The organism is Mycobacterium canetti CIPT 140010059, from assembly GCF_000253375.1.
Taxonomy (GTDB): Bacteria; Actinomycetota; Actinomycetes; order Mycobacteriales; family Mycobacteriaceae; genus Mycobacterium; species Mycobacterium tuberculosis.
On sequence record NC_015848.1, the window covers coordinates 636,047 to 656,295 of the forward strand.

The following is a 20,249-nucleotide window of genomic DNA, read 5'->3' on the forward strand; positions in this document are numbered from 1 at the left end:
CGGCATTGTGCACAAGTGGGTTGGGCATTCAGCACAGTGTTTGCGCTGATCGTGGCGATTCGCCTCGGCCGCGATTGGCGGCTCCTAACGTTGGCTGCACCGGGTGTGGGTTGCGGGAAGGTGTGCGATGTCTAATTTGCTGGTAACCCCGGAGCTGGTGGCGGCTGCGGCGGCGGATTTGGCGGGTATCGGGTCGGCTATCGGTGCGGCCAATGCGGCGGCCGGGGCCCCGACGATGGCGCTGTTGGCCGCCGGTGCCGATGAGGTGTCGGCGGCGGTGGCGGCCGTGTTTTCCTCCTACGCCCAGCAATATCAGACGGCGAGCGCTGCGGCGGCGGCGTTTCACGACCAGTTCACGCGGACCCTTCTTGCGGGTGCGGGGGCGTATGCGGGCGCTGAGGCCGCCAACGTGGAGCAGCAGTTGCTGAACGCCATCAATGCGCCCACCCTCGCGTTGCTGGGGCGCCCACTGATCGGCAACGGCGCCGACGGGGCGGCCGGGACCGGGCAGGCCGGCGGGGCAGGCGGGCTGTTGTACGGCAACGGCGGTAACGGCGGGTCGGGTGCGGCCGGGCAGGCCGGCGGGGCCGGCGGCGCCGCCGGGCTGATCGGCCACGGCGGGACCGGCGGGGTCGGGGGTACCGGTGCGGCCGGCGGGGCCGGCGGGACCGGCGGGTGGCTGTTCGGCAACGGCGGGGCCGGCGGGACCGGCGGGGCCGTCACCGGGGTCAGCACCACCGGCGGGCCGGGCGGTCACGGCGGTGACGCCGGCCTGTACGGGTTTGGCGGGGCCGGTGGCGCGGGTGGGTTCGGCCAGAGCGGGGCGGCCGGCGGGGCCGGCGGGGCCGGTGGGGCCGGTGGGTGGTTGTACGGCGACGGCGGCGACGGCGGCGCAGGCGGCAACGGCGGTAACGAGTCCGGCACCGGCGTCAGTGGCGTTGGGGGTGTGGGTGGGGCCGGTGGTGCTGGTGGGTTGTTGTTCGGTAACGGCGGCGACGGCGGCGTCGGCGGCGACGGCGGCGACGGCAGCAGCACCCAGGATTCCGGTGGTGATGGGGGTGCGGGTGGGGCCGGTGGTGCTGGTGGGTGGTTGCTTGGTAATGGGGGGGCCGGCGGGGCCGGCGGGGCCGCCTCAATCAAGGTTGCCACTGGTGGGCTGGGTGGTGATGGTGGCGATGCCGGGCTGTTCGGGTTTGGTGGGGACGGCGGCTGGGGCGGACGCGGAGTGGATGCTCGATTCGGTGCGGCTGGGGGTGCCGCTGGGGCCGGCGGTGCGGGCGGGTGGTTGTACGGCGATGGCGGCGCCGGCGGTGTCGGCGGTGTCGGCGGTGCTGTCTTCAGCCTTTCCTCCGGTGACGGCGGGGCCGGCGGGGCCGGTGGCGGTGGTGGGTGGTTGTTCGGTAACGGCGGCGACGGCGGCGCCGGTGGCGGCGGCGGTGGCCGCTTCGGCAGCGGCAGCGGTGCCGGTGGTGATGGGGCTGTCGGTGGGGCCGGTGGTGCGGGCGCGTGGTTCGGCAACGGTGGCGCCGGCGGCGTCGGCGGCGGCGGTGGCCGCGGCACCACCGCCATCGGTGGCGACGGGGGTGCCGGTGGGGCCGGTGGTGCGGGTGGGTGGTTGTACGGCGACGGCGGCGCCGGCGGTGCCGGCGGCGGTGGTGGCCGCGGCGGCACAGGCAACGATGGTGGCGACGGCGGGGACGGCGGCCGCGGCGGTGATGCCCAGCTGCTTGGCAACGGCGGTGACGGCGGGGCCGGCGGGGCCGGCGGGCCCGCCGGGTTTGGCGCTTCCCCCGGGGCCGGCGCGGCCGGCGGGGGCGGCGGTGCCGGCGGTTCGCTGTTCGGCAGCCCCGGCACGACCGGCCCGCACGGCTGATCCCTGGCTAGCGCCGATCTTCGCGCGCTCAACCCTTCGGCATTCGCACCACCTGGGCGGCATAGCTCAGACCGGCGCCGTAGCCGATCAACAGGGCCAGATCGCCGGGCTTGGCCGCGCCGGTCGTCAGTAATTCGGCCATCGCGAGCGGAATGGAGGCCGCCGAGGTGTTTCCGGTGTGCTCGATATCGTTGGCGACCACCGCGTCGGGCCGCAACTGCAGGTTCTTGACCAGCAGCTCGTTGATGCGGCTATTGGCCTGATGAGGGACGAACACGTCTATCTGGTCGGGTCGCACCCCGGCGGCGTCCATCGCGCGCCGACCGACGTCGCCCATTTTGAACGCTGCCCAACGGAAGACCGCGGGACCTTCGAGCCGCACAAACGGGCGTGGGCCGCTGGGATTCTGGGCGAAAGTGATCCAGTCGATGTCCTGCCGTATGGCATCGGCCTGTTCGCCGTCGCTACCCGCCACGGTTGGTCCAATGCCTTGAAACGGTGTCTCGCCCACCACCACTGCGGCCGCGCCGTCGGCGAAGATGAAGCAGTTGCCGCGGTCGTACATGTCTATCGTGGGGGACAGTTTTTCCGTGCCGACCACCAGCATCGTGGCCGCACCTCCGCCCCGGATCATGTCGGCCGCTGCGCCAAGCGCATATCCGAATCCGGCGCACCCCGCCGAAAGATCGAACCCGAGTATGCCCTTGGCGCCCAGCGACGCCGCGACCATTGGGGCGGCCGGCGGGGTTTGCAGGAAATGGGTGTTGGTGGTGACGATCACGCCATCGATGTCGGCCGCCGACAGGCCGGCGTTCGACAGTGCCCGTCGACAGGCCTCAGTCGCCATGGAAGCCGCCGACTCGTCGTCGGCGGCGAATCGGCGGGTCTTGATGCCGGTTCGGGTGTAGATCCACTCGTCGGACGAGTCGATGTGCTGGCATATCTCGTCGTTGGTGACCACGCGTTCGGGCCGGTACGCCCCGACACTGAGCAGCCCGACGCTCCTGGCGCCGCTGGTCGTGGCGATCTCCGTCATACCCGTCCTATCTGTTCTCGTCGAGTGTGCACCTACGGCGACGACACGCCGACGGAGCCCGCCCTGAGTGCACGTTCGAAGTTAGCTCAACTGACCAAACGCCAATGCCCCCGCCACCGCCAACGCCCACACCAGCATGGCCAGCCCAGTGTCACGCAGTACCGGGATCAGCTCGCGCCCGCCGCGCCCGGATCGCACCGGTCCGGCAGCGCGCAGCGCCAAAGGCGCGGCCACCAAGCCCACCACACACCACGGCGTGGCCAGCATTAGCACGAACGTCAGCACCCCGGCTACCGCCAGCAGGCCCTGGTAAAGCATCCGGGTCCGGGCGTCTCCCAGCCGCACCGCCAGCGTGATCTTGTCGGCCCGCGCGTCGGTGGGGATGTCGCGCAGGTTGTTGGCCACCAGCACCGAGCACGACAACGCACCCGTTGCTACCGCCTGTGCCAGCCCCACCCAGTCCACCCGCAATGCCTGCGTGTACTGGGTACCGAGCACGGCGACCGGCCCGAAGAACACAAACACCGCCAGTTCGCCGAAGCCCGCATAGCCGTAGGGTTTTGACCCGCCGGTGTAGAGCCAGGCCCCGGCGATGCAGATCGCACCCACCGCAATCAGCCACGGCGCGCTGAGCAGCGCCAAAACCAGCCCGGCCAGCGCACCGAGCGCCAGGCTCGTCATGGCAGCGGTCAGCACCGAGCGCGGGGTCGCCAGCCGCGAGCCCACCAACCGCACCGGACCCACCCTGTCGTCATCGGTGCCGCGGATGCCGTCGGAGTAGTCATTGGCGTAATTGACCCCAATGACCAGCGCCACCGCAACAGCCAGCGCCAACAGCGCTTTCCACCACACGGCCGCGTGCAGCCAGGCCGCGGCGCCGGTGCCGGCAACCACTGGCGCGATCGCGTTCGGCAGCGTTCGGGGCCGCGCGCCGGAGACCCACTGTGCGAAACTGGCCACCAGGGCATCCTGCCCTATGCACAACAATGGGCGCATGCTCGGAGTGATCGGCGGCAGCGGCTTCTACACCTTCTTTGGGTCGGACACCCGCACAGTCAATTCGGACACCCCCTACGGTCAACCCAGCGCCCCGATCACGATCGGCACCATCGGGGTGCACGACGTCGCGTTCTTGCCCCGCCACGGCGCCCATCACCAGTACTCGGCGCACGCCGTGCCGTATCGGGCCAACATGTGGGCGCTGCGCGCGCTTGGTGTGCGGCGGGTCTTCGGGCCGTGTGCGGTCGGCAGCCTGGACCCTGAACTCGGGCCCGGCGCGGTCGTGGTGCCCGATCAGCTGGTCGACCGCACCAGCGGCCGCGCCGACACCTATTTCGACTTCGGCGGTGTCCATGCCGCCTTCGCCGATCCGTACTGCCCCACGCTGCGGGCCGCGGTGACCGGCCTGCCCGGTGTTGTCGACGGCGGCACCATGGTGGTGATCCAGGGTCCGCGGTTTTCCACCCGCGCGGAAAGCCAGTGGTTCGCCGCTGCCGGGTGCAATCTGGTCAACATGACCGGCTATCCCGAGGCGGTGCTGGCTCGCGAACTCGAATTATGCTACGCAGCAATCGCTTTGGTGACAGATGTGGATGCCGGCGTCGCTGCTGGCGATGGCGTGAAAGCCGCCGACGTGTTCGCCGCATTCGGGGAGAACATCGAACTGCTCAAAAGGCTGGTGCGGGCCGCCATCGATCGGGTCGCCGACGAGCGCACGTGCACGCACTGTCAACACCACGCCGGTGTTCCGTTGCCGTTCGAGCTGCCATGAGGGTGCTGCTGACCGGCGCGGCCGGCTTCATCGGGTCGCGCGTGGATGCGGCGTTACGGGCTGCGGGTCACGACGTGGTGGGCGTCGACGCGCTGCTGCCCGCCGCGCACGGGCCAAACCCGGTGCTGCCACCGGGCTGCCAGCGGGTCGACGTGCGCGACGCCAGCGCGCTGGCCCCGTTGTTGGCCGGTGTCGATCTGGTGTGTCACCAGGCCGCCATGGTGGGTGCCGGCGTCAACGCCGCCGACGCACCCGCCTATGGCGGCCACAACGATTTCGCCACCACGGTGCTGCTGGCGCAGATGTTCGCCGCCGGGGTCCGCCGTTTGGTGCTGGCGTCGTCGATGGTGGTTTACGGGCAGGGGCGCTATGACTGTCCCCAGCATGGACCGGTCGACCCGCTGCCGCGGCGGCGAGCCGACCTGGACAATGGGGTCTTCGAACACCGTTGCCCGGGGTGCGGCGAGCCAGTCATCTGGCAATTGGTCGACGAGGATGCCCCGTTGCGCCCGCGCAGCCTGTACGCGGCCAGCAAGACCGCGCAGGAGCACTACGCGCTGGCGTGGTCGGAAGCGAGTGGCGGTTCGGTGGTGGCGTTGCGCTACCACAACGTCTACGGCCCCGGCATGCCGCGCGACACCCCCTATTCCGGAGTGGCCGCGATCTTCCGCTCGGCGGTTGAAAAAGGCAAGCCACCAAAGGTTTTCGAAGACGGCGGCCAGATGCGGGACTTCGTGCACGTGGACGACGTGGCCGCGGCGAACCTCGCCGCGGTGCATCTGGGTGAAGCGGACCGCGACGGGTTTACCGCGGTCAACGTCTGTTCCGGGCGCCCCATCTCGATCCTTCAGGTGGCAACCGCGATATGCGACGCCCGCGGTGGCTCGATGTCCCCGGCCATCACCGGGCACTACCGCAGCGGCGACGTGCGCCACATTGTCGCCGATCCCGCGCGGGCCGCCCGCGTGCTCGGGTTCCGCGCGGCCGTCGATCCAGGCGAAGGACTGCGTGAGTTCGCGTTCGCGCCGCTTCGCTGACCGCTCGAGCTACGACGAGTGGTCCGGCGGCCGGTAGATCTTCGGCCGCACTGGGTGCGTCGACCCAGCTGACCTGAAAATCCGGGGGGATCCAGCAGGCCGGGACAGCGCCGGGGTGTGCGGGGGTTGCGGCAGCTGGCGCAGCCTGCCGATGACGATGGCCGCCGCGAGGATGCTGAGCGCCAGGCCGCACAGCACCACATCGAAGGTGCTGGTGATCTGCTGGGCAAGATCGTTTCCGTAGACGGGGTGAGCCGACCCGCCCGAAGATGCCTGGAATCGCGGAGCCAGGACGACGCCGACGATGACGCGCGAAACGGTGAATGTGCATAGCAATCCGCACAGCGACGAGATCAGCCTCGCGGGCAGGGCCTCGGTCGCCATGTTGAAGCGAAGCCAGATCGCTAGGACCGCGGTGGCCAGATCGAACGCAGCCAGCGCCATGCTGTCGTAGCGCGAGAACGGATAATTCAACAGCACCGCGACGACGAGGTCGGTCAACCGCATCGCTACCGAGCCCAGGCACCACACGGCGATGAGCAGCAAGCTGTTTCGGGACGCTGCCCGCCACACGGTTTTGTCGATCGGTGGCGCGTTCGGGGACCTGAACAGGGTCAGCGGCGCACACATTGCCGCGGCCGCGGCCCACACCAGATAACCCTCGTATCCCACGCCGGCCGTCGACGTGTTTTGGGCAATGCCGTGGAACGCGTCGATCTCGCGGCCGATGGGAAGGCTCCACACGATGGACCCGGCGATCAGGGTGGAGCCACCCAGCGCCACGGTTGAGAGCGCTTCGGCCGCTGTAGGCCGAAGCAGCCACCGGGACGCGACTAGCACGGCGGCCAGGGCTACCACGCCGTACACCACCGCCGTGTCGATGACCGCGAGGTTCTGTTTGCCAAAACCGGACGCGCCGGCCGCGGGCTCCAACGCGTACCTGACCCGCCAGCTCAGGTTGAAACCGGTGCTGAGGGCCGCACCCAACATAGACGCGTAGCCGAGGAACTGGGTGGCCCGCAGCCACCTGCTGTGGCTGCCCTCATCGGTGGTAGCGCCGGTTAGCGCCGGTTGCGCGCTCAACAGCGCGCCGGTGATCCCCAGCCATCCCCCCGGCCCGACACCACCGGGCACGTGGACGGTGCCGCCGAGTCGAATCGTCTGGATCGCGTCGAACACCACGAAGGCCAGCACCAGCAGCAGATAGGGGACGTTGAGGCCCAGGCGAAGCTGTGAGCGCCTCCCGGCGAAGGTCACGGCAAGCGATGCCAAAGAGAGCGATGTCACCGCCAGCAGCAACCCGAACACGGTCTTGCTGCTGTCCGGGATTCGGAAACCGAAATACAGGTTCCATGGGAAAAACAGCGCACCGATGAGCAGGGCACCAGCGGCCAAGTCGCGGACGACCTCGCGTCGTCGGGTGTCGTCGCTGCTCAGGCCCACGATGCCCCCCGGGAATCAAGAACGGTTGGCGCCGAGTCGGTCCTGTGGTGGCGTGGGTGCACCCGGCCGGGCCGACTGCGTTGCTCGCTTGCGAACATAGTCTCCGTTCCGACGACGCGGCAGTGGCGCAGAACACGCGGTTGGGCGGATCTCGTTTGCCCGGTGACCGTCCCGCTGTTTGCGAACCCGGTTACGCTGCGGTCATAGGCGAACGCTGTCGCCGAATGACCGATACTGCCGACGGTATCGCAGTGTAACGATGCCGGGACATTGCTGGTTGTGGGGTAGCCAGCCGAAGGAGAGCCGCGATGGACGTCGCTTTGGGGGTTGCGGTCACGGATCGGGTCGCGCGTCTGGCGCTGGTCGACTCGGCTGCGCCCGGCACCGTGATCGACCAGTTCGTGCTCGATGTGGCCGAGCACCCGGTCGAGGTGTTAACCGAGACCGTGGTGGGCACGGATCGGTCATTGGCCGGCGAAAACCACCGGCTGGTCGCTACCCGGCTGTGTTGGCCGGATCAGGCCAAAGTTGACGAGCTGCAGCACGCACTGCAGGACTCCGGGGTCCACGACGTTGCCGTGATATCCGAGGCGCAGGCCGCCACGGCGCTGGTCGGGGCGGCACATGCCGGCTCTGCCGTGCTGTTGGTGGGTGATGAGACGGCAACCTTATCGGTGGTTGGTGACCCGGACGCGCCGCCGACGATGGTGGCCGTCGCGCCGGTGGCGGGCGCCGACGCCACATCGACCGTCGATACCCTGATGGCCCGGCTCGGCGACCAGGCCCTCGCCCCGGGGGATGTCTTCCTGGTGGGTAGGTCCGCCGAGCACACCACGGTTCTTGCCGACCAGCTGCGCGCGGCGTCGACGATGCGCGTGCAGACTCCCGACGACCCCACGTTCGCGCTGGCCCGTGGCGCGGCGATGGCGGCCGGCGCCGCTACGATGGCGCACCCGGCCCTGGTCGCGGATGCGACCACTTCGCTCTCCCCGGCCGAGGCGGGGCAATCGGGTTCTGAAGGCGAGCAGCTGGCGTACTCGCAGGCCAGCGATTACGAGCTGCTTCCGGTCGACGAATATGAGGAACACGACGAATACGGGGCAGCCGCGGATCGCTCGGCGCCGTTGAGCCGACGGTCGCTGCTGATCGGCAACGCTGTCGTGGCCTTTGCGGTGATCGGTTTCGCCTCGCTGGCGGTGGCGGTGGCGGTCACCATCCGACCGACCGCGGCCTCAAAACCGGTAGAGGGACACCAAAACGCCCAGCCAGGGAAGTTCATGCCGTTGTTGCCGACGCAACAGCAGGCGCCGGTCCCGCCGCCTCCGCCCGATGATCCCACCGCTGGATTCCAGGGCGGCACCATTCCGGCTGTACAGAACGTGGTGCCGCGGCCGGGTACCTCACCCGGGGTGGGTGGGACGCCGGCTTCGCCTGCGCCGGAAGCGCCGGCCGTGCCCGGTGTTGTGCCTGCCCCGGTGCCAATCCCGGTCCCGATCATCATTCCCCCGTTCCCGGGTTGGCAGCCTGGAATGCCGACCATCCCCACCGCACCGCCGACGACGCCGGTGACCACGTCGGCGACGACGCCGCCGACCACGCCGGTGACCACGCCGCCAACGACGCCGCCGACCACGCCGCCAACGACGCCGCCGACCACTCCGGTGACCACGCCACCAACGACGCCGCCGACCACTCCGGTTACCACGCCGCCGACGACCGTCGCCCCGACGACGGTCGCTCCGACCACCGTCGCCCCGACCACGGTCGCTCCAGCCACCGCCACGCCGACGACCGTCGCTCCGCAGCCGACGCAGCAGCCCACGCAACAACCAACCCAACAGATGCCAACCCAGCAGCAGACCGTGGCCCCGCAGACGGTGGCGCCGGCTCCGCAGCCGCCGTCCGGTGGCCGCAACGGCAGCGGCGGGGGCGATTTATTCGGCGGATTCTGATCACGGTCGCGGCTTCACTACGGTCGGAGGACATGGCCGGTGATGCGGTGACGGTGGTGCTGCCCTGTCTCAACGAGGAGGAGTCACTCCCGGCGGTGCTGGCCGCGATCCCGGCCGGCTATCGGGCGCTAGTGGTGGACAACAACAGCACCGATGAGACCGCGACGGTGGCCGCCCGCCACGGTGCCCAGGTGGTTGTCGAGCCGCGGCCCGGATACGGCTCGGCGGTGCATGCCGGTGTGCTCGCCGCGACCACCCCCATCGTAGCGGTCATCGACGCCGACGGCTCGATGGATGCCGGCGACTTGCCCAAGCTGGTCGCCGAACTCGACAAGGGCGCCGACCTGGTGACCGGTCGGCGGCGGCCGGTGGCGGGCCTGCACTGGCCATGGGTCGCCCGGGTGGGCACCGTGGTGATGAGCTGGCGGCTGCGCACCCGCCACCGCCTGCCGGTGCACGACATCGCGCCCATGCGGGTCGCCCGGCGAGAGGCCCTGCTGGATCTGGGCGTTGTCGATCGACGCTCGGGTTACCCGCTGGAGCTGCTGGTCCGGGCCGCTGCGGCGGGCTGGCGTGTCGTCGAACTCGACGTCAGTTACGGTCCCCGGACCGGCGGCAAATCCAAGGTCAGCGGTTCGCTGCGGGGCAGCATCATCGCGATCCTGGACTTCTGGAAGGTGATCTCGTGAGCTGCCTGCCGGTCAGCGTGCTGGTGGTCGCTAAAGCGCCGGAGCCGGGCCGGGTCAAGACCCGGCTGGCCGCGGCGATTGGCGATAAGGTCGCCGCCGACATCGCCGCGGCCGCACTGCTGGACACCCTGGATGCGGTGGCCGCTGCGCCGGTCACCGCCCGGGCGGTGGCGCTTACCGGCGACCTGGACTCAGCGGCCGATTCCGCGGAGATCCGCCGACGGCTTAAGTCCTTCACGGTATTTCGGCAGCGCGGTGACGCCTTCGCCGACCGGCTCGCCAACGCACACGTCGACGCGGCCGACGGCTATCCGGTGCTGCAGATCGGGATGGACACGCCCCAGGTGACCGCCGAGCTGTTGGCCGATTGTGCACGCCTGCTGCTTCAAATCCCCGCGGTGCTCGGCCTGGCGTTCGACGGCGGTTGGTGGGTGCTGGGGATACGCACGCCTACTGCGGCCGAGTGCCTGCGCGCCGTCCCGATGTCACAGCCAGACACCGGCGAGCTCACCTTGAAGGCGTTGCGCGACAACGGCATTGATGTGACGCTAGTGCAGCGTCTGGGCGACTTCGACATCGTGGACGACATCGCGCTGGTACGCGATTGCTGCGCTCCGGGGAGTCGGTTCGCGCAGGCTACCCGCGCGGCTGGACTCTGAGGCCGCGCCGGCGCACTTGCTTACCAATTGGTGAAGATGATGCTGTTCAGCAGTAGGGCCCCGGCGGCGTTGACCGCCAGCCAGAGTCGGTGCGAGCGGGGCGGCAGCAGTGCGGGCGCCGCGGTCAGCCAAATGGTGAAGGGCAGCCAGATTCGTTCGGTCTCGGCTTTGCTCAGCATGCTCAGGTCGGCCAAGGCGATGGCGGCCAGCACCGCCAGCAGCAGCAGATGGCAGCCGGATCGACGACTGATCGCGGCCCGGTCGAATACCCGGCTGAGACCTGCGACGCTGCCTAACCCGATAGCGCAGACCACGCACGCCAAGTTTGCCCAGGACCAATAGCCGAACGGCCGATCTTTGGCGATCCCCTGCCAATAGCGTTGCTGGACAAGGGTATAACCGTCGAACCAGGAGAATCCGGCAACCGCGAAGCTCACCGCCACCACCAGCGCCGCCAGCACGGCCGGCCCCAGTGCCCGCAGGACGGGCCGCCAATCTGCGGCGGCCAACACCGCCATCCCCGGCAGCACGATCAGCACGAGCCCGTAGTTGAGAAAGACACCCCAGCCGAGCAGTAGCCCCGCTCCGGCCGCCACCAGCGCCGGGAAGCGAGTGGCACCATGCACCGCCACCGCCAACAGGGCGATACCCCACGCCGCCACACCGGCGAAATACCCGTCGGCCGAAACCGCGATCCAGATCGCCGTCGGCGCTACCGCGACGAATGGTGCCGTCCGCCGCGCCATCTGCTCACTGGCCAGCACCCGCACGGCGATCAGCACCGCCGCCGCCGCGCTGGATCCCACCAGCAGGCACACCAGCCCCGCCCAACCGCCACCGCGCAGCCCGATCCGATCCAGCCAGACAAACGTCAGCAGCGCACCCGGCGGGTGCCCGGAGACGTGAGTCACCCAGGAATTGGGCTGGAAGTCGAGAATCCGGCTGGTGAACGTCCGCAACGTCGCCGGGATGTCGGCAATGCCGGGCACCTGCCACAGGTACTCGTCACGGGTGGTCAATCGGCCGGCAAAGCCGCGCTGCCAGCCGTCGATCATCGCCAGTGAGAACGCCCAGGCGGCGGCGGTGGCCCAGGTGCTCAGCGTCAGCACCCGCCAGGGGAGCCGGTGCGCCACTACCGGCCCCCACGCCACAACGGCCACTGCGGTAAGGACCGCCGGGGCCGTGCCCCAGCCAACATGGGCGTCCCAGTAGCCGAAGATCGGCGCGGCGCCGGCGCGCGTGGCAAACCGCTCCAAGCCGATATCGGATCGCGGTTTGATTCCCAGGTTCAACCGCGGCAGTACGAACGCGGCGCCGACCAGGACAAACCCGATCGCGACGGCCAATCCCTCGCGGCGACCGATCCTCACGACCGATCAGCCTATTGATCGGCTTCACCGGCGAACCGGCGCACCAACGCTGCCCGGTCCACCTTGCCGATGCCGCGTCGCGGTAGCACGTTCACGACATGTAGCTCTCGGGGCGCGGCGGTGACGTCCAGGGTGCGCGCGACATGCGCCCGCAGCGCTTCTAGCGTTGGTGGTGGGCATCCGTCGCCGACCACAATCGCGGCGACCACTCGCTGACCGAGTCGGTCGTCGGCAAGTCCAAAAACCGCGCAGTCACGCACCGCAGGGTGGGTGCCCAGTGCGGCCTCCACTGGCTGCGGCAGCACGGTGAATCCGCCCGTGCTGATCGCTTCGTCGGCTCGGCCCAGCACGGTCAGCACACCCGAATCACCCGATTCAAGGGCGCCAAGGTCGTCGGTGTGAAACCAGCCTGGCTCGGCGAACGGATCGGGCGAGACCGGGTTGCGATAGCCCTTGGCCAGGGTCGCACCGCCGATAGCTATGCGGCCGCCGGCCAGCACCCGCAGCCGGACCCCGTCGAGCGGGACGCCGTCGTAGACACAGCCGCCCGAGGTCTCGCTCATGCCGTAGGTGCGCACCACCGTGATGCCGGCGGCGGCCGCGGCGTCCAGGATGGGCCGGGGGGCCGGCCCGCCGCCGATCAGCACCGCGTCCAATTCGGCCAGCGCGGCCGTGGCCGCCGGGTCGGTAAGTGCCTTGGCCAACTGTGCGGCGACCAGCGACGTGTATCGCCGGCCAGAACCCAATCTCTTTATCGCGTTGGGTAATTCGGTGACATCGAATCCCGCGGAGACGTTCAGTTCGACAGGAACTGATCCGGCGATCACGCTGCGCACCAGCACCGCCAGCCCGGCGATGTGATACGGCGGCACAGCCAACAGCCAGCTGCCCGGTCCGCCGAGCCGGTCGTGGGCGGCCGAGGCGCTGGCGGTCAAGGCCGCCGCGGTCAACATGGCGCCCTTGGGCGGTCCCGTGGTTCCCGACGTCGTCACTACCAGGGCGACGTCGTCGTCAATCTGCTCGCCCACTCGCAAAGCGCCCAGCAAGGACTCATGCTGGGTGGGCACCGCGACCAATGCCGGGTCGCTGCCACCCAGCACTCGTTGCAGGGCAGGCAGCAGCAGCGCGGTAGCAGAACCGGCCGGGACGTGCAGCGCACGCAGGATGGCTATGCGTGCTCCTCGCGGTCGCGGACGTCATCGAGTGGCCATCCCTGGGCGGCCAACCGCGCCCGGACGCGCTCAACATCCTCCGGTGACGGCAACTCGTCGGTGAAATGGGTGATCACCACGCCGATGTCGATCTGGTCGAAGTCACCGAGTCGCATCAGTTCGTTAGCCACCGCCTTGACCTCATCGTGGCTCAGCCGGCGGCAAAGCAGGGCGAGCACCGCAAAGGAGTCGGTCGGCGGAATGCCCTCGGGATATCCCGCGCGCAACCACGCGACGATCGAGGTGAGAAACCGGTTCACGCTGCTATATCTTCCCGTCGGGGCCGTCGCCAAACCCTATGTCGCGGCCATCTGCGACTCTACTTGGGTGTGGCGCCCAGGAAGGCCCAGCCGGTGTGATGCGCGATGAAGTCACGGGCGATATACAGCACTCCAATGATGACTACCGCAAGCACCAGCGCGAAGATCGCCCAACTGACGGCAACCAGTAGCGGGCGCCGGCGCGCGGTGGCGTCGGCACCGTCGCCGGCGGCCTGCAGCCGCACGCCCACCGCGAACAGGCCCGGTAGCAGCGCGCCGGCTAGCAGACTGAAGATCAGGATCTTCAGGGTGGCCGTGTAGTTGAACCAGGCACTCACGGGGCGTTCCTCGTGGTGACGCCGAACTGTGGTGCTCGGTGGTTCGGTGGGGGAGTCGGAGCCGGCGGTGCAGGCACCGGCGGCCTCTGATCCGCAAGCGGCTGCGCACCCGCTTCCAGGCCGGCCGTCAGGTTGCCTTCCCAGTCGGCGGTGACGTTGGTGTGGTCGATCGGCGCCCTGCGCGACCGCAGCCAGATGGCGGTGGCGGTCAGCCACAACAGTGCGAAACCGAGGATCGCACCGGGGTAGCCACCGATGAAATGCACCAGCCCGTAGGTGAAGGCCCCGACCAGCCCGGCCAACGGGAGCGTCACCAGCCACGCGACCACCATGCGGCCGGCTACCCCCCAGCGCACCTCGGCGCCGGGCTTGCCGACGCCGCTGCCCAGCACGGACCCGGTCGCGACCTGCGTTGTGGACAGCGCATAGCCGAAGTGCGCGGACAACAGAATGACGGCGGCCGATGACGACTCGGCGGCCATACCCTGCGGTGGTTTGATCTCGACCAGCCCTTTGCCTAGGGTGCGGATGATGCGCCAGCCACCCAGGTAGGTACCGGCGGCCATGGCCACGGCGCAACTCACGATCACCCACAGCGGCGGCACGGATGCCGTCGTGCTGACCGCGCCGTAGGACATCAACGCCAGGAAGATCACGCCCATCGTCTTCTGCGCGTCGTTGGTGCCGTGCGCCAGCGAGACCAGCGACGCCGAGCCGATCTGGCCGCGCCGGAAACCGCGTTCCGTACGCTTTTCGGCAACCCCGCGCGTCGTCCGGTAGACCAGCCAGGTGCCGACTGCTCCGACCAGCGTGGCCAGCAGCGCGGCTACCACGGCCGGCACGATCACCTTGGACACCACTCCGCTCCAGATCACCCCACGCAGGCCGACGGCGGCAATTGTGGCGCCGACGATGCCGCCGATCAGCGCATGTGAGGAACTCGACGGAATGCCCAGCAACCAGGTCAACAGGTTCCAGACGATCCCGCCGACCAGGCCGGCGAACACCAACTCCAGCGTCACCAGATTCGCGTCGATCAGACCCTTGGCGATTGTGGCCGCCACGGCGGTGGACAAAAACGCACCGATCAGGTTCAGCACGGCAGAAAGTGCTACCGCTACCCGCGGTGCCAGGGCGCCGCTGGCAATCGAGGTCGCCATGGCGTTTCCGGTGTCGTGGAACCCGTTGGTGAAGTCGAACGCCAATGCCGTCACGACGACAATGAGCAAAAGGAACAACTGAAGGTTCACAGGGCCTGATTCTGCTGGTCGGGATATTGCGTTGTCGATCAAACGAGTACGCGAAATGCGGGTGTATCTCGACTCGTCGCCAGATGTTACCAATCACGTAACCCAGCGTTTTGCGGAGTTCACGCCCGGGTGTCTGTACGCAGCGGGTGACCCTCGGGAACCTCGACGAATATCAGTGTGATCCCGTCTGGGTCGGTCACATGCATCTCGTGCAGGCCCCACGGTTCGCGGCGGGGCTCGCGAGCGATCGACACGCCTCGGCTGACCAGCTCGGTCTGGGTAGCCTCGAGGTCGCGCACCTGCAGCCACAGCGCGCCGGGAAAAGGTCCCCGCGAATGGTCCGGCTCGCCGTAACCGGCCAGTTCGAGCAGTGACTGACCGGCGAAAAACACTGTGCCGGCCCCGTATTCACGGGCAATCGCCAGCCCGATCTGGTCACGGTAGAAGCTCAGCGACCGCTGATAGTCCGCCGGCCGAAGTAGCATCCGGCTGGCCAGGATTTCCATGGCCCTGTGTCTATCACGTAGCGGCACGCCGGCGGCCGAGGGTCGGCAGGCCGGGACCCGGTTCAAGGGTTGAGCTGTTCGTTGCGGCGCTGCATGAGTGCATTGACCCAGCGGGGACCGATGCTGTCCAGCGCGTTGACGGCGACGGCAACCCGAGGCGCGATCCGCACCGGTCGGGTGCGGGCGGCGGTGACCATCCACTCGGCGGCTTCCGCGGCGGTCAGCGCCGGCAGCCCGTCGTAGGCCTTCGTCGGCGCAATCATCGGAGTTGCCACCAGCGGGTAGTACAGCGTCGTCGAATGCACGCCCTGACTACCCCACTCGGTTTCGATGATCCGGCTCACCGCCGACAGTGCGGCCTTCGATGCGTTGTACACCGAGAACAGCGGCGAAGCCTCCGACAACACGCCCCAGGTGGCGACATTGATGATATGGCCGTCGCCACGCTCGAGCATCCCGGGTGCAAGCCCGCGGATAAGCCGCAGCGGGGCATAGTAGTTGAGCACCATGGTGCGCTCGACGTCGTGCCAGCGTTCCAGCGACTCGGCCAGCGGCCGCCGGATCGACCGGCCGGCATTGTTGATCAGGATGTCGATCCCGCCGATGCGCTTTTCGACGTCTTCGACCAGCGCGTCGATCGCTTCCATGTCCGAGAGGTCGCAGGGGAGCGACATCGCCGTGCCGCCGTCGCCGGTGATCCGGTCCGCCACGGCATCCAGCAGATCCTTACGGCGCGCGACGGCAACCACGACGGCGCGGTGCAGTCCGAACTGTTTGGTCGCGGCCGCACCGATGCCTGACGACGCGCCGGTGAGCAGGATGCGCTTGCCGGTGAGGTCGACGGGTTGCATCGCGGGCCGGTTGATCAGCAGTTGCGGCGAAATTGGTGGCCGCATGCCGGCCAATGTGATTTGTTCAGTCAACCAGCGCAGCGGACTTTTGCTCACAGCTGGGGAGTCTAGTTTTGCCGAGCCTGTAGTTACTGTGGTGTCCCACTCGTCGGGCTTCTGCTCGGCAACTACAGCCTCGGCGAACGGCCGCGTTAGAAATAGCGCGGAAACGGGCTCCAGTCGGGGGGACGCTTCTGTAGGAAGGCGTCGCGGCCTTCGACGGCCTCGTCGGTCATGTAGGCCAGGCGGGTGGCCTCACCGGCAAACAGTTGCTGACCCACCAGCCCGTCGTCGAGCAGGTTGAACGCGAACTTCAGCATCCGTTGCGCCTGAGGCGATTTCGCGTTGATCTCGGCCGCCCACTGCAGCCCCACTGTCTCCAGCTCGGCGTGTTCGGCCACCGCGTTGACCGCGCCCATCTGGTGCATCTGCTCGGCGGTGTAGGTGCGGCCTAGGAAGAAGATCTCGCGGGCAAACTTCTGGCCGACCTGACGGGCCAGATATGCGCTGCCGTAACCGCCATCGAAGCTGCCGACGTCGGCGTCGGTCTGCTTGAAGCGGGCGTACTCGCGGCTGGCCAGGGTGAGATCGCAGACCACGTGCAGGCTGTGTCCCCCGCCGGCCGCCCAGCCATTGACCAGACAAATGACCACCTTGGGCATGAACCGGATCAGCCGCTGCACCTCCAGGATGTGCAACCGGCCGGCGCGGGCGACATCAACCGTGTCCGCGGTGTCTCCGCTGGCGTACTGGTAACCGCTGCGCCCACGAATTCGTTGGTCGCCGCCGGAGCAGAACGCCCAGCCGCCGTCCTTCGGGGACGGCCCGTTGCCGGTCAGCAGCACCACTCCGACGTCGGGCGACATTCGTGCGTGGTCGAGCACCCGGTACAGCTCGTCGACGGTGTGCGGGCGAAATGCGTTGCGCACTTCAGGGCGGTTGAACGCCACCCGCACCGTGGCATCGTCGACGTGGCGGTGGTAGGTGATGTCGGTCAGATCGTCGAACCCGTCCACGAGCCGCCACGCCTTGGCATCAAAAGGGTTGTCACTCAAGGCTGTTGAACTCCGTCCTTGTTCGCCGGCTGGAGCCACCACGGCGATCTGATCCGTTCACCCATGCCTGCCACAGTAATCATGGCCGCTGGGCGTCAGCCGGACGGTATGGTGCCCGGGGTCTTGGTCACATGTGGTCGTGAGTTGGCGCCCGGGCGGCTTTCTGTGGAGGGTCACCGCGTACTCGATCATGGCGCTGCTCGCAGTTCATCACCGAACCGGCACAGTGTCGCTCGGCAATGCGGTCTACTCGTGGGGCATGTTAAGCGCTCAACAGGGCGGCGCGCCCACCTTTCTCCAAGCCCCGCTGGACTCAGCCGATGGCGTGAGCCGAGGGCCAGGCGCGTGCCAATCTTTCGTCGGTGGTCAACAACACCAGACCTGCCGTTTCGGCCAGCTCGACGTAGAGGGCATCGGTCAGGCGGAGGGTGTCGCGGCGCGACCACGCTCCAGCAAGCAGCGACGAAAGACCGTGTCGAGTCACCGGCACCTGTCGCAACTCCTCCAGTGCCGCATCGACATAGGCAACGGTGAGTGCGCCGGCGCGCTGCATGCGCCCCAGCGCCGACAACACCTCGGCATCGAAGTGCGCCGGCGCGTGCATCGCGGTCCGAGCCAGCCGCGCGCGCACCGCAGAGCACCGATCGCTAGTGCGAGCCAGTAGATCCACCATGGCACTCGCGTCGACGACCACCTGCTCCGGCGGCGAAGTGGGCGATGCTCTCACGCTTCGAACTCATCGCGAGCGGCATCGATCGCACCCAGCACGTCATCATGCCGAGCGCCGGTGCTTCTGGGTTCCAACCCCTCAAGCCACGCATCGGTTGCGGAGTTCTCCAACTCGGCACTGATCGCGGCCTGAGTCAGCGCCGAGACGTTCAAGCCCCGCGCCCTGGCGCGCTCCGCCAATTCGTCGGGCACATACACGTTCAACCGAGCCATACACACCAATGTACACACAACGATCGTTTTCGTGCGCCGGCTCAACAAGGCTTTCGGCGGGTTCTTTCGCCCGCCGCAGACCGCGAAACCCGCTGTGAAGGTGGGTTATCCCGAGCATCGCCGGCATATCTGCACGGCATCGGCGGCGTCAAGTGCGCCGGCATCGCCAGGCCGAAGGCCGGGGTGAAGACTAATCCAGATCAGATGCGAGGGACCAGACTTCATGCAACGGCCAAGCCCTAGCCGACCGCGCGCCCAGCGCCTTCCCAGAACCGTGCGCGCACGGCCTTCTTGTCCGGCTTTCCTAGACCGGTCAACGGCAAAGAGTCGACGACCACCACCCGCTTGGGTGCCTGCACCGATCCCTTGCGTTGTTTGACCGCTGCCTGGATCTCGGCGGTCATGGCCTTGATCGCGGGCTCATCGCGGGCCGCGTTGGAGCGCAACACCACCACCGCGGTGACGGCCTCGCCCCACTTCTCGTCCGGCGCGCCAACCACGCACACCTGTGCAACCGCCGGATGCTCGGCCACCACGTCCTCGACCTCCCGGGGGAACACGTTGAAGCCGCCGGTGACGATCATGTCCTTGACGCGGTCGACGATGTAGTAGAAGCCATCGGAGTCCTCGCGGGCCAGGTCGCCGGTGTGCAGCCAGCCGTCTTTAAAAGTCCGCGACGTCTCGTCTGGCAGCTTCCAGTAACCGCCCGCCAACAGCGGTCCGCTGACACAGATTTCGCCGACTTCGCCCTGCTTCACCGGCTTGCCATGCTCGTCTAACAGCGCGACGCGGGCGAACAGCGTCGGCCGCCCACATGAGGTCAGCCGCTTCTCGTCGTGATCGCCCTTGGCCAGATAGGTGATCACCATGGGCGCCTCGGATTGCCCGTAGTACTGGGCGAAGATCGGGCCGAACCGCCGGATCGCCTCGGCTAGTCGCACCGGGTTGATCGCCGAGGCGCCGTAGTAGACGGTTTCCAGCGACGACAGGTCCCGGGTGTGCGAATCCGGGTGGTCCAGCAGCGCGTACAGCATCGATGGCACCAACATGGTCGCTGTAATGCGTTGCTCCTCAATGATTCTGAGTACCTCGGCCGGGTCGAACTTCGCCAGCACTATCATCTCGCCGCCCTTGATCACCGTCGGCGTGAAAAACGCCGCGCCGGCGTGCGACAGCGGGGTGCACATTAAGAACCGCGGGTTGGCCGGCCACTCCCATTCGGCGAGCTGGATCGAGGTCATGGTGGCGATCGACTGCGCGGTGCCTATCACGCCCTTAGGCTTGCCGGTGGTGCCGCCGGTGTAAGTCAGGCCGATAACTTGGTCGGGTGGCAGGTCGGCGGCGACCAGCGGCTGCGGCTGGTATTTGGCGGCCTCGGCGGATAGGTCGACTGCCACACGCTTGAGCGCATCGGGCACCGGCCCAATGGTGAGGATTTGCTGCAGCGAGTCCACCTGCTCCAGCAGAGCCAGTGCGCGCTCGACGAACATCGGGTTGGGGTCGATGATCAGTGAGCTGATGCCGGCGTCGTTCAGCACGTAGGCGTGATCGGCCAGCGAGCCCAACGGGTGCAGCGCGGTGCGCCGATAACCGCGGGCCTGCCCGGCGCCGATGATCATCAAAACTTCAGGACGGTTGAGCGACAGCAGACCGACCGCCACCCCGGTGCCGGCACCTAGCGCCTCGAATGCCTGGATGTACTGGCTGATACGGTCCGCCAGCTGGCCACCGGTCAGCCTGGTGTCGCCGAGGAACAGCACCGGCTTGTTCTGGTGGCGCTTGAGCGCTCCCACTAGCAGATGGCCGTTGTGGGTCGGGCTGCGCAACAGCTCGCCCGAACAATCCTGGTCACGCATGGCGCCGCTCTCCCTCGCTAGCTGGGGTACCCCCACCGCATCGCTTCGTCCCCCGCAAGCGGGTGGTACCCCCACTGCATCGTCGCCGGCGGTGCTCATCTGGCAAGACTA

Annotated in this window: 19 protein-coding genes and 1 pseudogene; 6 read left to right on the forward strand and 14 right to left on the reverse strand. The window is 68.3% G+C overall.

From position 1 onward, the window contains the following. The first annotated feature begins 127 nt into the window (after positions 1–127). Positions 128–2,006, forward strand: a pseudogene (locus MCAN_RS02775) (PE family protein). Here the strand turns inward: MCAN_RS02775 and fabH are convergent. Both fabH and MCAN_RS02785 read right to left on the reverse strand, forming a co-directional pair. Next, positions 1,902–2,909, reverse strand: a complete 1,008-nt coding sequence (fabH, locus tag MCAN_RS02780; RefSeq protein WP_003402861.1) for a beta-ketoacyl-ACP synthase III — start codon at positions 2,907–2,909, stop codon at positions 1,902–1,904. The pseudogene MCAN_RS02775 and the gene fabH sit on opposite strands and share 105 nt — an antisense overlap. Positions 2,910–2,990: 81 nt before the next feature. Beyond that, positions 2,991–3,869 (reverse strand): 1,4-dihydroxy-2-naphthoate polyprenyltransferase, encoded by an 879-nt coding sequence (locus MCAN_RS02785; RefSeq protein WP_003402865.1) that lies wholly within the window; start codon positions 3,867–3,869, stop codon positions 2,991–2,993. 34 nt (positions 3,870–3,903) lie between these two features. Between MCAN_RS02785 and MCAN_RS02790 the strand changes: the two genes are divergently transcribed. Both MCAN_RS02790 and MCAN_RS02795 read left to right on the forward strand, forming a co-directional pair. Continuing rightward, positions 3,904–4,680 (forward strand): S-methyl-5'-thioadenosine phosphorylase, encoded by a 777-nt coding sequence (locus tag MCAN_RS02790; RefSeq protein WP_230864405.1) that lies wholly within the window; start codon positions 3,904–3,906, stop codon positions 4,678–4,680. Continuing rightward, positions 4,677–5,717 (forward strand): NAD-dependent epimerase/dehydratase family protein, encoded by a 1,041-nt coding sequence (locus MCAN_RS02795; RefSeq protein ID WP_003402868.1) that lies wholly within the window; start codon positions 4,677–4,679, stop codon positions 5,715–5,717. Before MCAN_RS02790 ends, MCAN_RS02795 begins: the two co-directional genes overlap by 4 nt. A 9-nt stretch (positions 5,718–5,726) precedes the next feature. Here the strand turns inward: MCAN_RS02795 and MCAN_RS02800 are convergent, their stop codons facing one another. Next, positions 5,727–7,160 carry a DUF7937 domain-containing protein gene (locus MCAN_RS02800; RefSeq protein WP_014000278.1) on the reverse strand — a complete coding sequence of 478 codons (1,434 nt, stop codon included), beginning with the start codon at positions 7,158–7,160 and terminating at the stop codon, positions 5,727–5,729. 308 nt (positions 7,161–7,468) lie between these two features. Here MCAN_RS02800 and MCAN_RS02805 point away from each other — a divergent pair, with 308 nt between their 5' ends. Genes MCAN_RS02805 through MCAN_RS02815 form a run of 3 tightly spaced genes read left to right on the forward strand, consistent with a single transcriptional unit; the run spans position 7,469 to position 10,460 of the window. Next, entirely contained in the window at positions 7,469–9,112 is a 1,644-nt protein-coding gene (locus MCAN_RS02805) for a hypothetical protein (RefSeq protein WP_014000279.1), read from the forward strand. 32 nt (positions 9,113–9,144) lie between these two features. Further along, the gene (locus MCAN_RS02810) at positions 9,145–9,801 is read left to right on the forward strand and encodes a glycosyltransferase family 2 protein (protein WP_041179563.1); all 657 of its coding nucleotides are present in this window, start codon (positions 9,145–9,147) and stop codon (positions 9,799–9,801) included. Next, positions 9,798–10,460, forward strand: a complete 663-nt coding sequence (locus tag MCAN_RS02815; RefSeq protein WP_003402886.1) for a TIGR04282 family arsenosugar biosynthesis glycosyltransferase — start codon at positions 9,798–9,800, stop codon at positions 10,458–10,460. The genes MCAN_RS02810 and MCAN_RS02815 overlap by 4 nt, the downstream gene beginning before the upstream one ends. Positions 10,461–10,480: 20 nt before the next feature. On the opposite strand, the gene MCAN_RS02820 is transcribed toward MCAN_RS02815, so the two are convergent. The 11 genes from MCAN_RS02820 to fadD8 form a co-directional block, all read right to left on the reverse strand. Then, positions 10,481–11,830: an integral membrane protein gene (locus MCAN_RS02820; RefSeq protein ID WP_003402890.1), complete on the reverse strand. Its 1,350-nt coding sequence runs from the start codon at positions 11,828–11,830 to the stop codon at positions 10,481–10,483. Between the two features lie 11 nt (positions 11,831–11,841). Further along, positions 11,842–12,930: an o-succinylbenzoate--CoA ligase gene (menE, locus tag MCAN_RS02825; protein ID WP_003402892.1), complete on the reverse strand. Its 1,089-nt coding sequence runs from the start codon at positions 12,928–12,930 to the stop codon at positions 11,842–11,844. 68 nt (positions 12,931–12,998) lie between these two features. Beyond that, a complete protein-coding gene (locus tag MCAN_RS02830) occupies positions 12,999–13,301 on the reverse strand; it encodes a DUF3349 domain-containing protein (RefSeq protein WP_003402896.1) in 303 nt (100 codons plus the stop codon). Positions 13,302–13,360: 59 nt separating this feature from the next. Continuing rightward, positions 13,361–13,639, reverse strand: coding sequence for a hypothetical protein (locus tag MCAN_RS02835; RefSeq protein ID WP_003402901.1), 279 nt, complete (start codon positions 13,637–13,639; stop codon positions 13,361–13,363). Beyond that, positions 13,636–14,889 carry an inorganic phosphate transporter gene (locus tag MCAN_RS02840; protein WP_014000281.1) on the reverse strand — a complete coding sequence of 418 codons (1,254 nt, stop codon included), beginning with the start codon at positions 14,887–14,889 and terminating at the stop codon, positions 13,636–13,638. The genes MCAN_RS02835 and MCAN_RS02840 overlap by 4 nt, the downstream gene beginning before the upstream one ends. A gap of 119 nt (positions 14,890–15,008) precedes the next feature. Further along, entirely contained in the window at positions 15,009–15,395 is a 387-nt protein-coding gene (locus MCAN_RS02845; protein WP_003402907.1) for a VOC family protein, read from the reverse strand. A gap of 62 nt (positions 15,396–15,457) precedes the next feature. Continuing rightward, complete coding sequence (locus tag MCAN_RS02850) at positions 15,458–16,342, reverse strand: SDR family oxidoreductase (protein WP_014000282.1); 885 nt, start codon at positions 16,340–16,342, stop codon at positions 15,458–15,460. A 95-nt stretch (positions 16,343–16,437) separates the two neighbouring features. After that, entirely contained in the window at positions 16,438–17,340 is a 903-nt protein-coding gene (locus MCAN_RS02855; RefSeq protein ID WP_003915439.1) for a 1,4-dihydroxy-2-naphthoyl-CoA synthase, read from the reverse strand. A 313-nt stretch (positions 17,341–17,653) separates the two neighbouring features. Beyond that, positions 17,654–18,067 carry a type II toxin-antitoxin system VapC family toxin gene (locus tag MCAN_RS02860; protein WP_003898500.1) on the reverse strand — a complete coding sequence of 138 codons (414 nt, stop codon included), beginning with the start codon at positions 18,065–18,067 and terminating at the stop codon, positions 17,654–17,656. Beyond that, complete coding sequence (locus MCAN_RS02865; RefSeq protein WP_003402915.1) at positions 18,064–18,330, reverse strand: type II toxin-antitoxin system CcdA family antitoxin; 267 nt, start codon at positions 18,328–18,330, stop codon at positions 18,064–18,066. Before MCAN_RS02865 ends, MCAN_RS02860 begins: the two co-directional genes overlap by 4 nt. Before the next feature lie 191 nt (positions 18,331–18,521). Continuing rightward, positions 18,522–20,237, reverse strand: a complete 1,716-nt coding sequence (fadD8, locus tag MCAN_RS02870) for a fatty-acid--CoA ligase FadD8 (protein ID WP_014000283.1) — start codon at positions 20,235–20,237, stop codon at positions 18,522–18,524. Between the last annotated feature and the right edge of the window lie 12 nt (positions 20,238–20,249).

Coding starts and splice junctions, on each gene's coding strand:
- fabH (WP_003402861.1), bottom strand. CDS start 2,909: ATGACGGAGATCGCCACGACCAGCGGCGCCAGGAGCGTCGGGCTGCTC.
- MCAN_RS02790 (WP_230864405.1), top strand. CDS start 3,904: ATGCTCGGAGTGATCGGCGGCAGCGGCTTCTACACCTTCTTTGGGTCG.
- MCAN_RS02795 (WP_003402868.1), top strand. CDS start 4,677: ATGAGGGTGCTGCTGACCGGCGCGGCCGGCTTCATCGGGTCGCGCGTG.
- MCAN_RS02805 (WP_014000279.1), top strand. CDS start 7,469: ATGGACGTCGCTTTGGGGGTTGCGGTCACGGATCGGGTCGCGCGTCTG.
- MCAN_RS02810 (WP_041179563.1), top strand. CDS start 9,145: ATGGCCGGTGATGCGGTGACGGTGGTGCTGCCCTGTCTCAACGAGGAG.
- MCAN_RS02845 (WP_003402907.1), bottom strand. CDS start 15,395: ATGGAAATCCTGGCCAGCCGGATGCTACTTCGGCCGGCGGACTATCAG.
- fadD8 (WP_014000283.1), bottom strand. CDS start 20,237: ATGAGCACCGCCGGCGACGATGCAGTGGGGGTACCACCCGCTTGCGGG.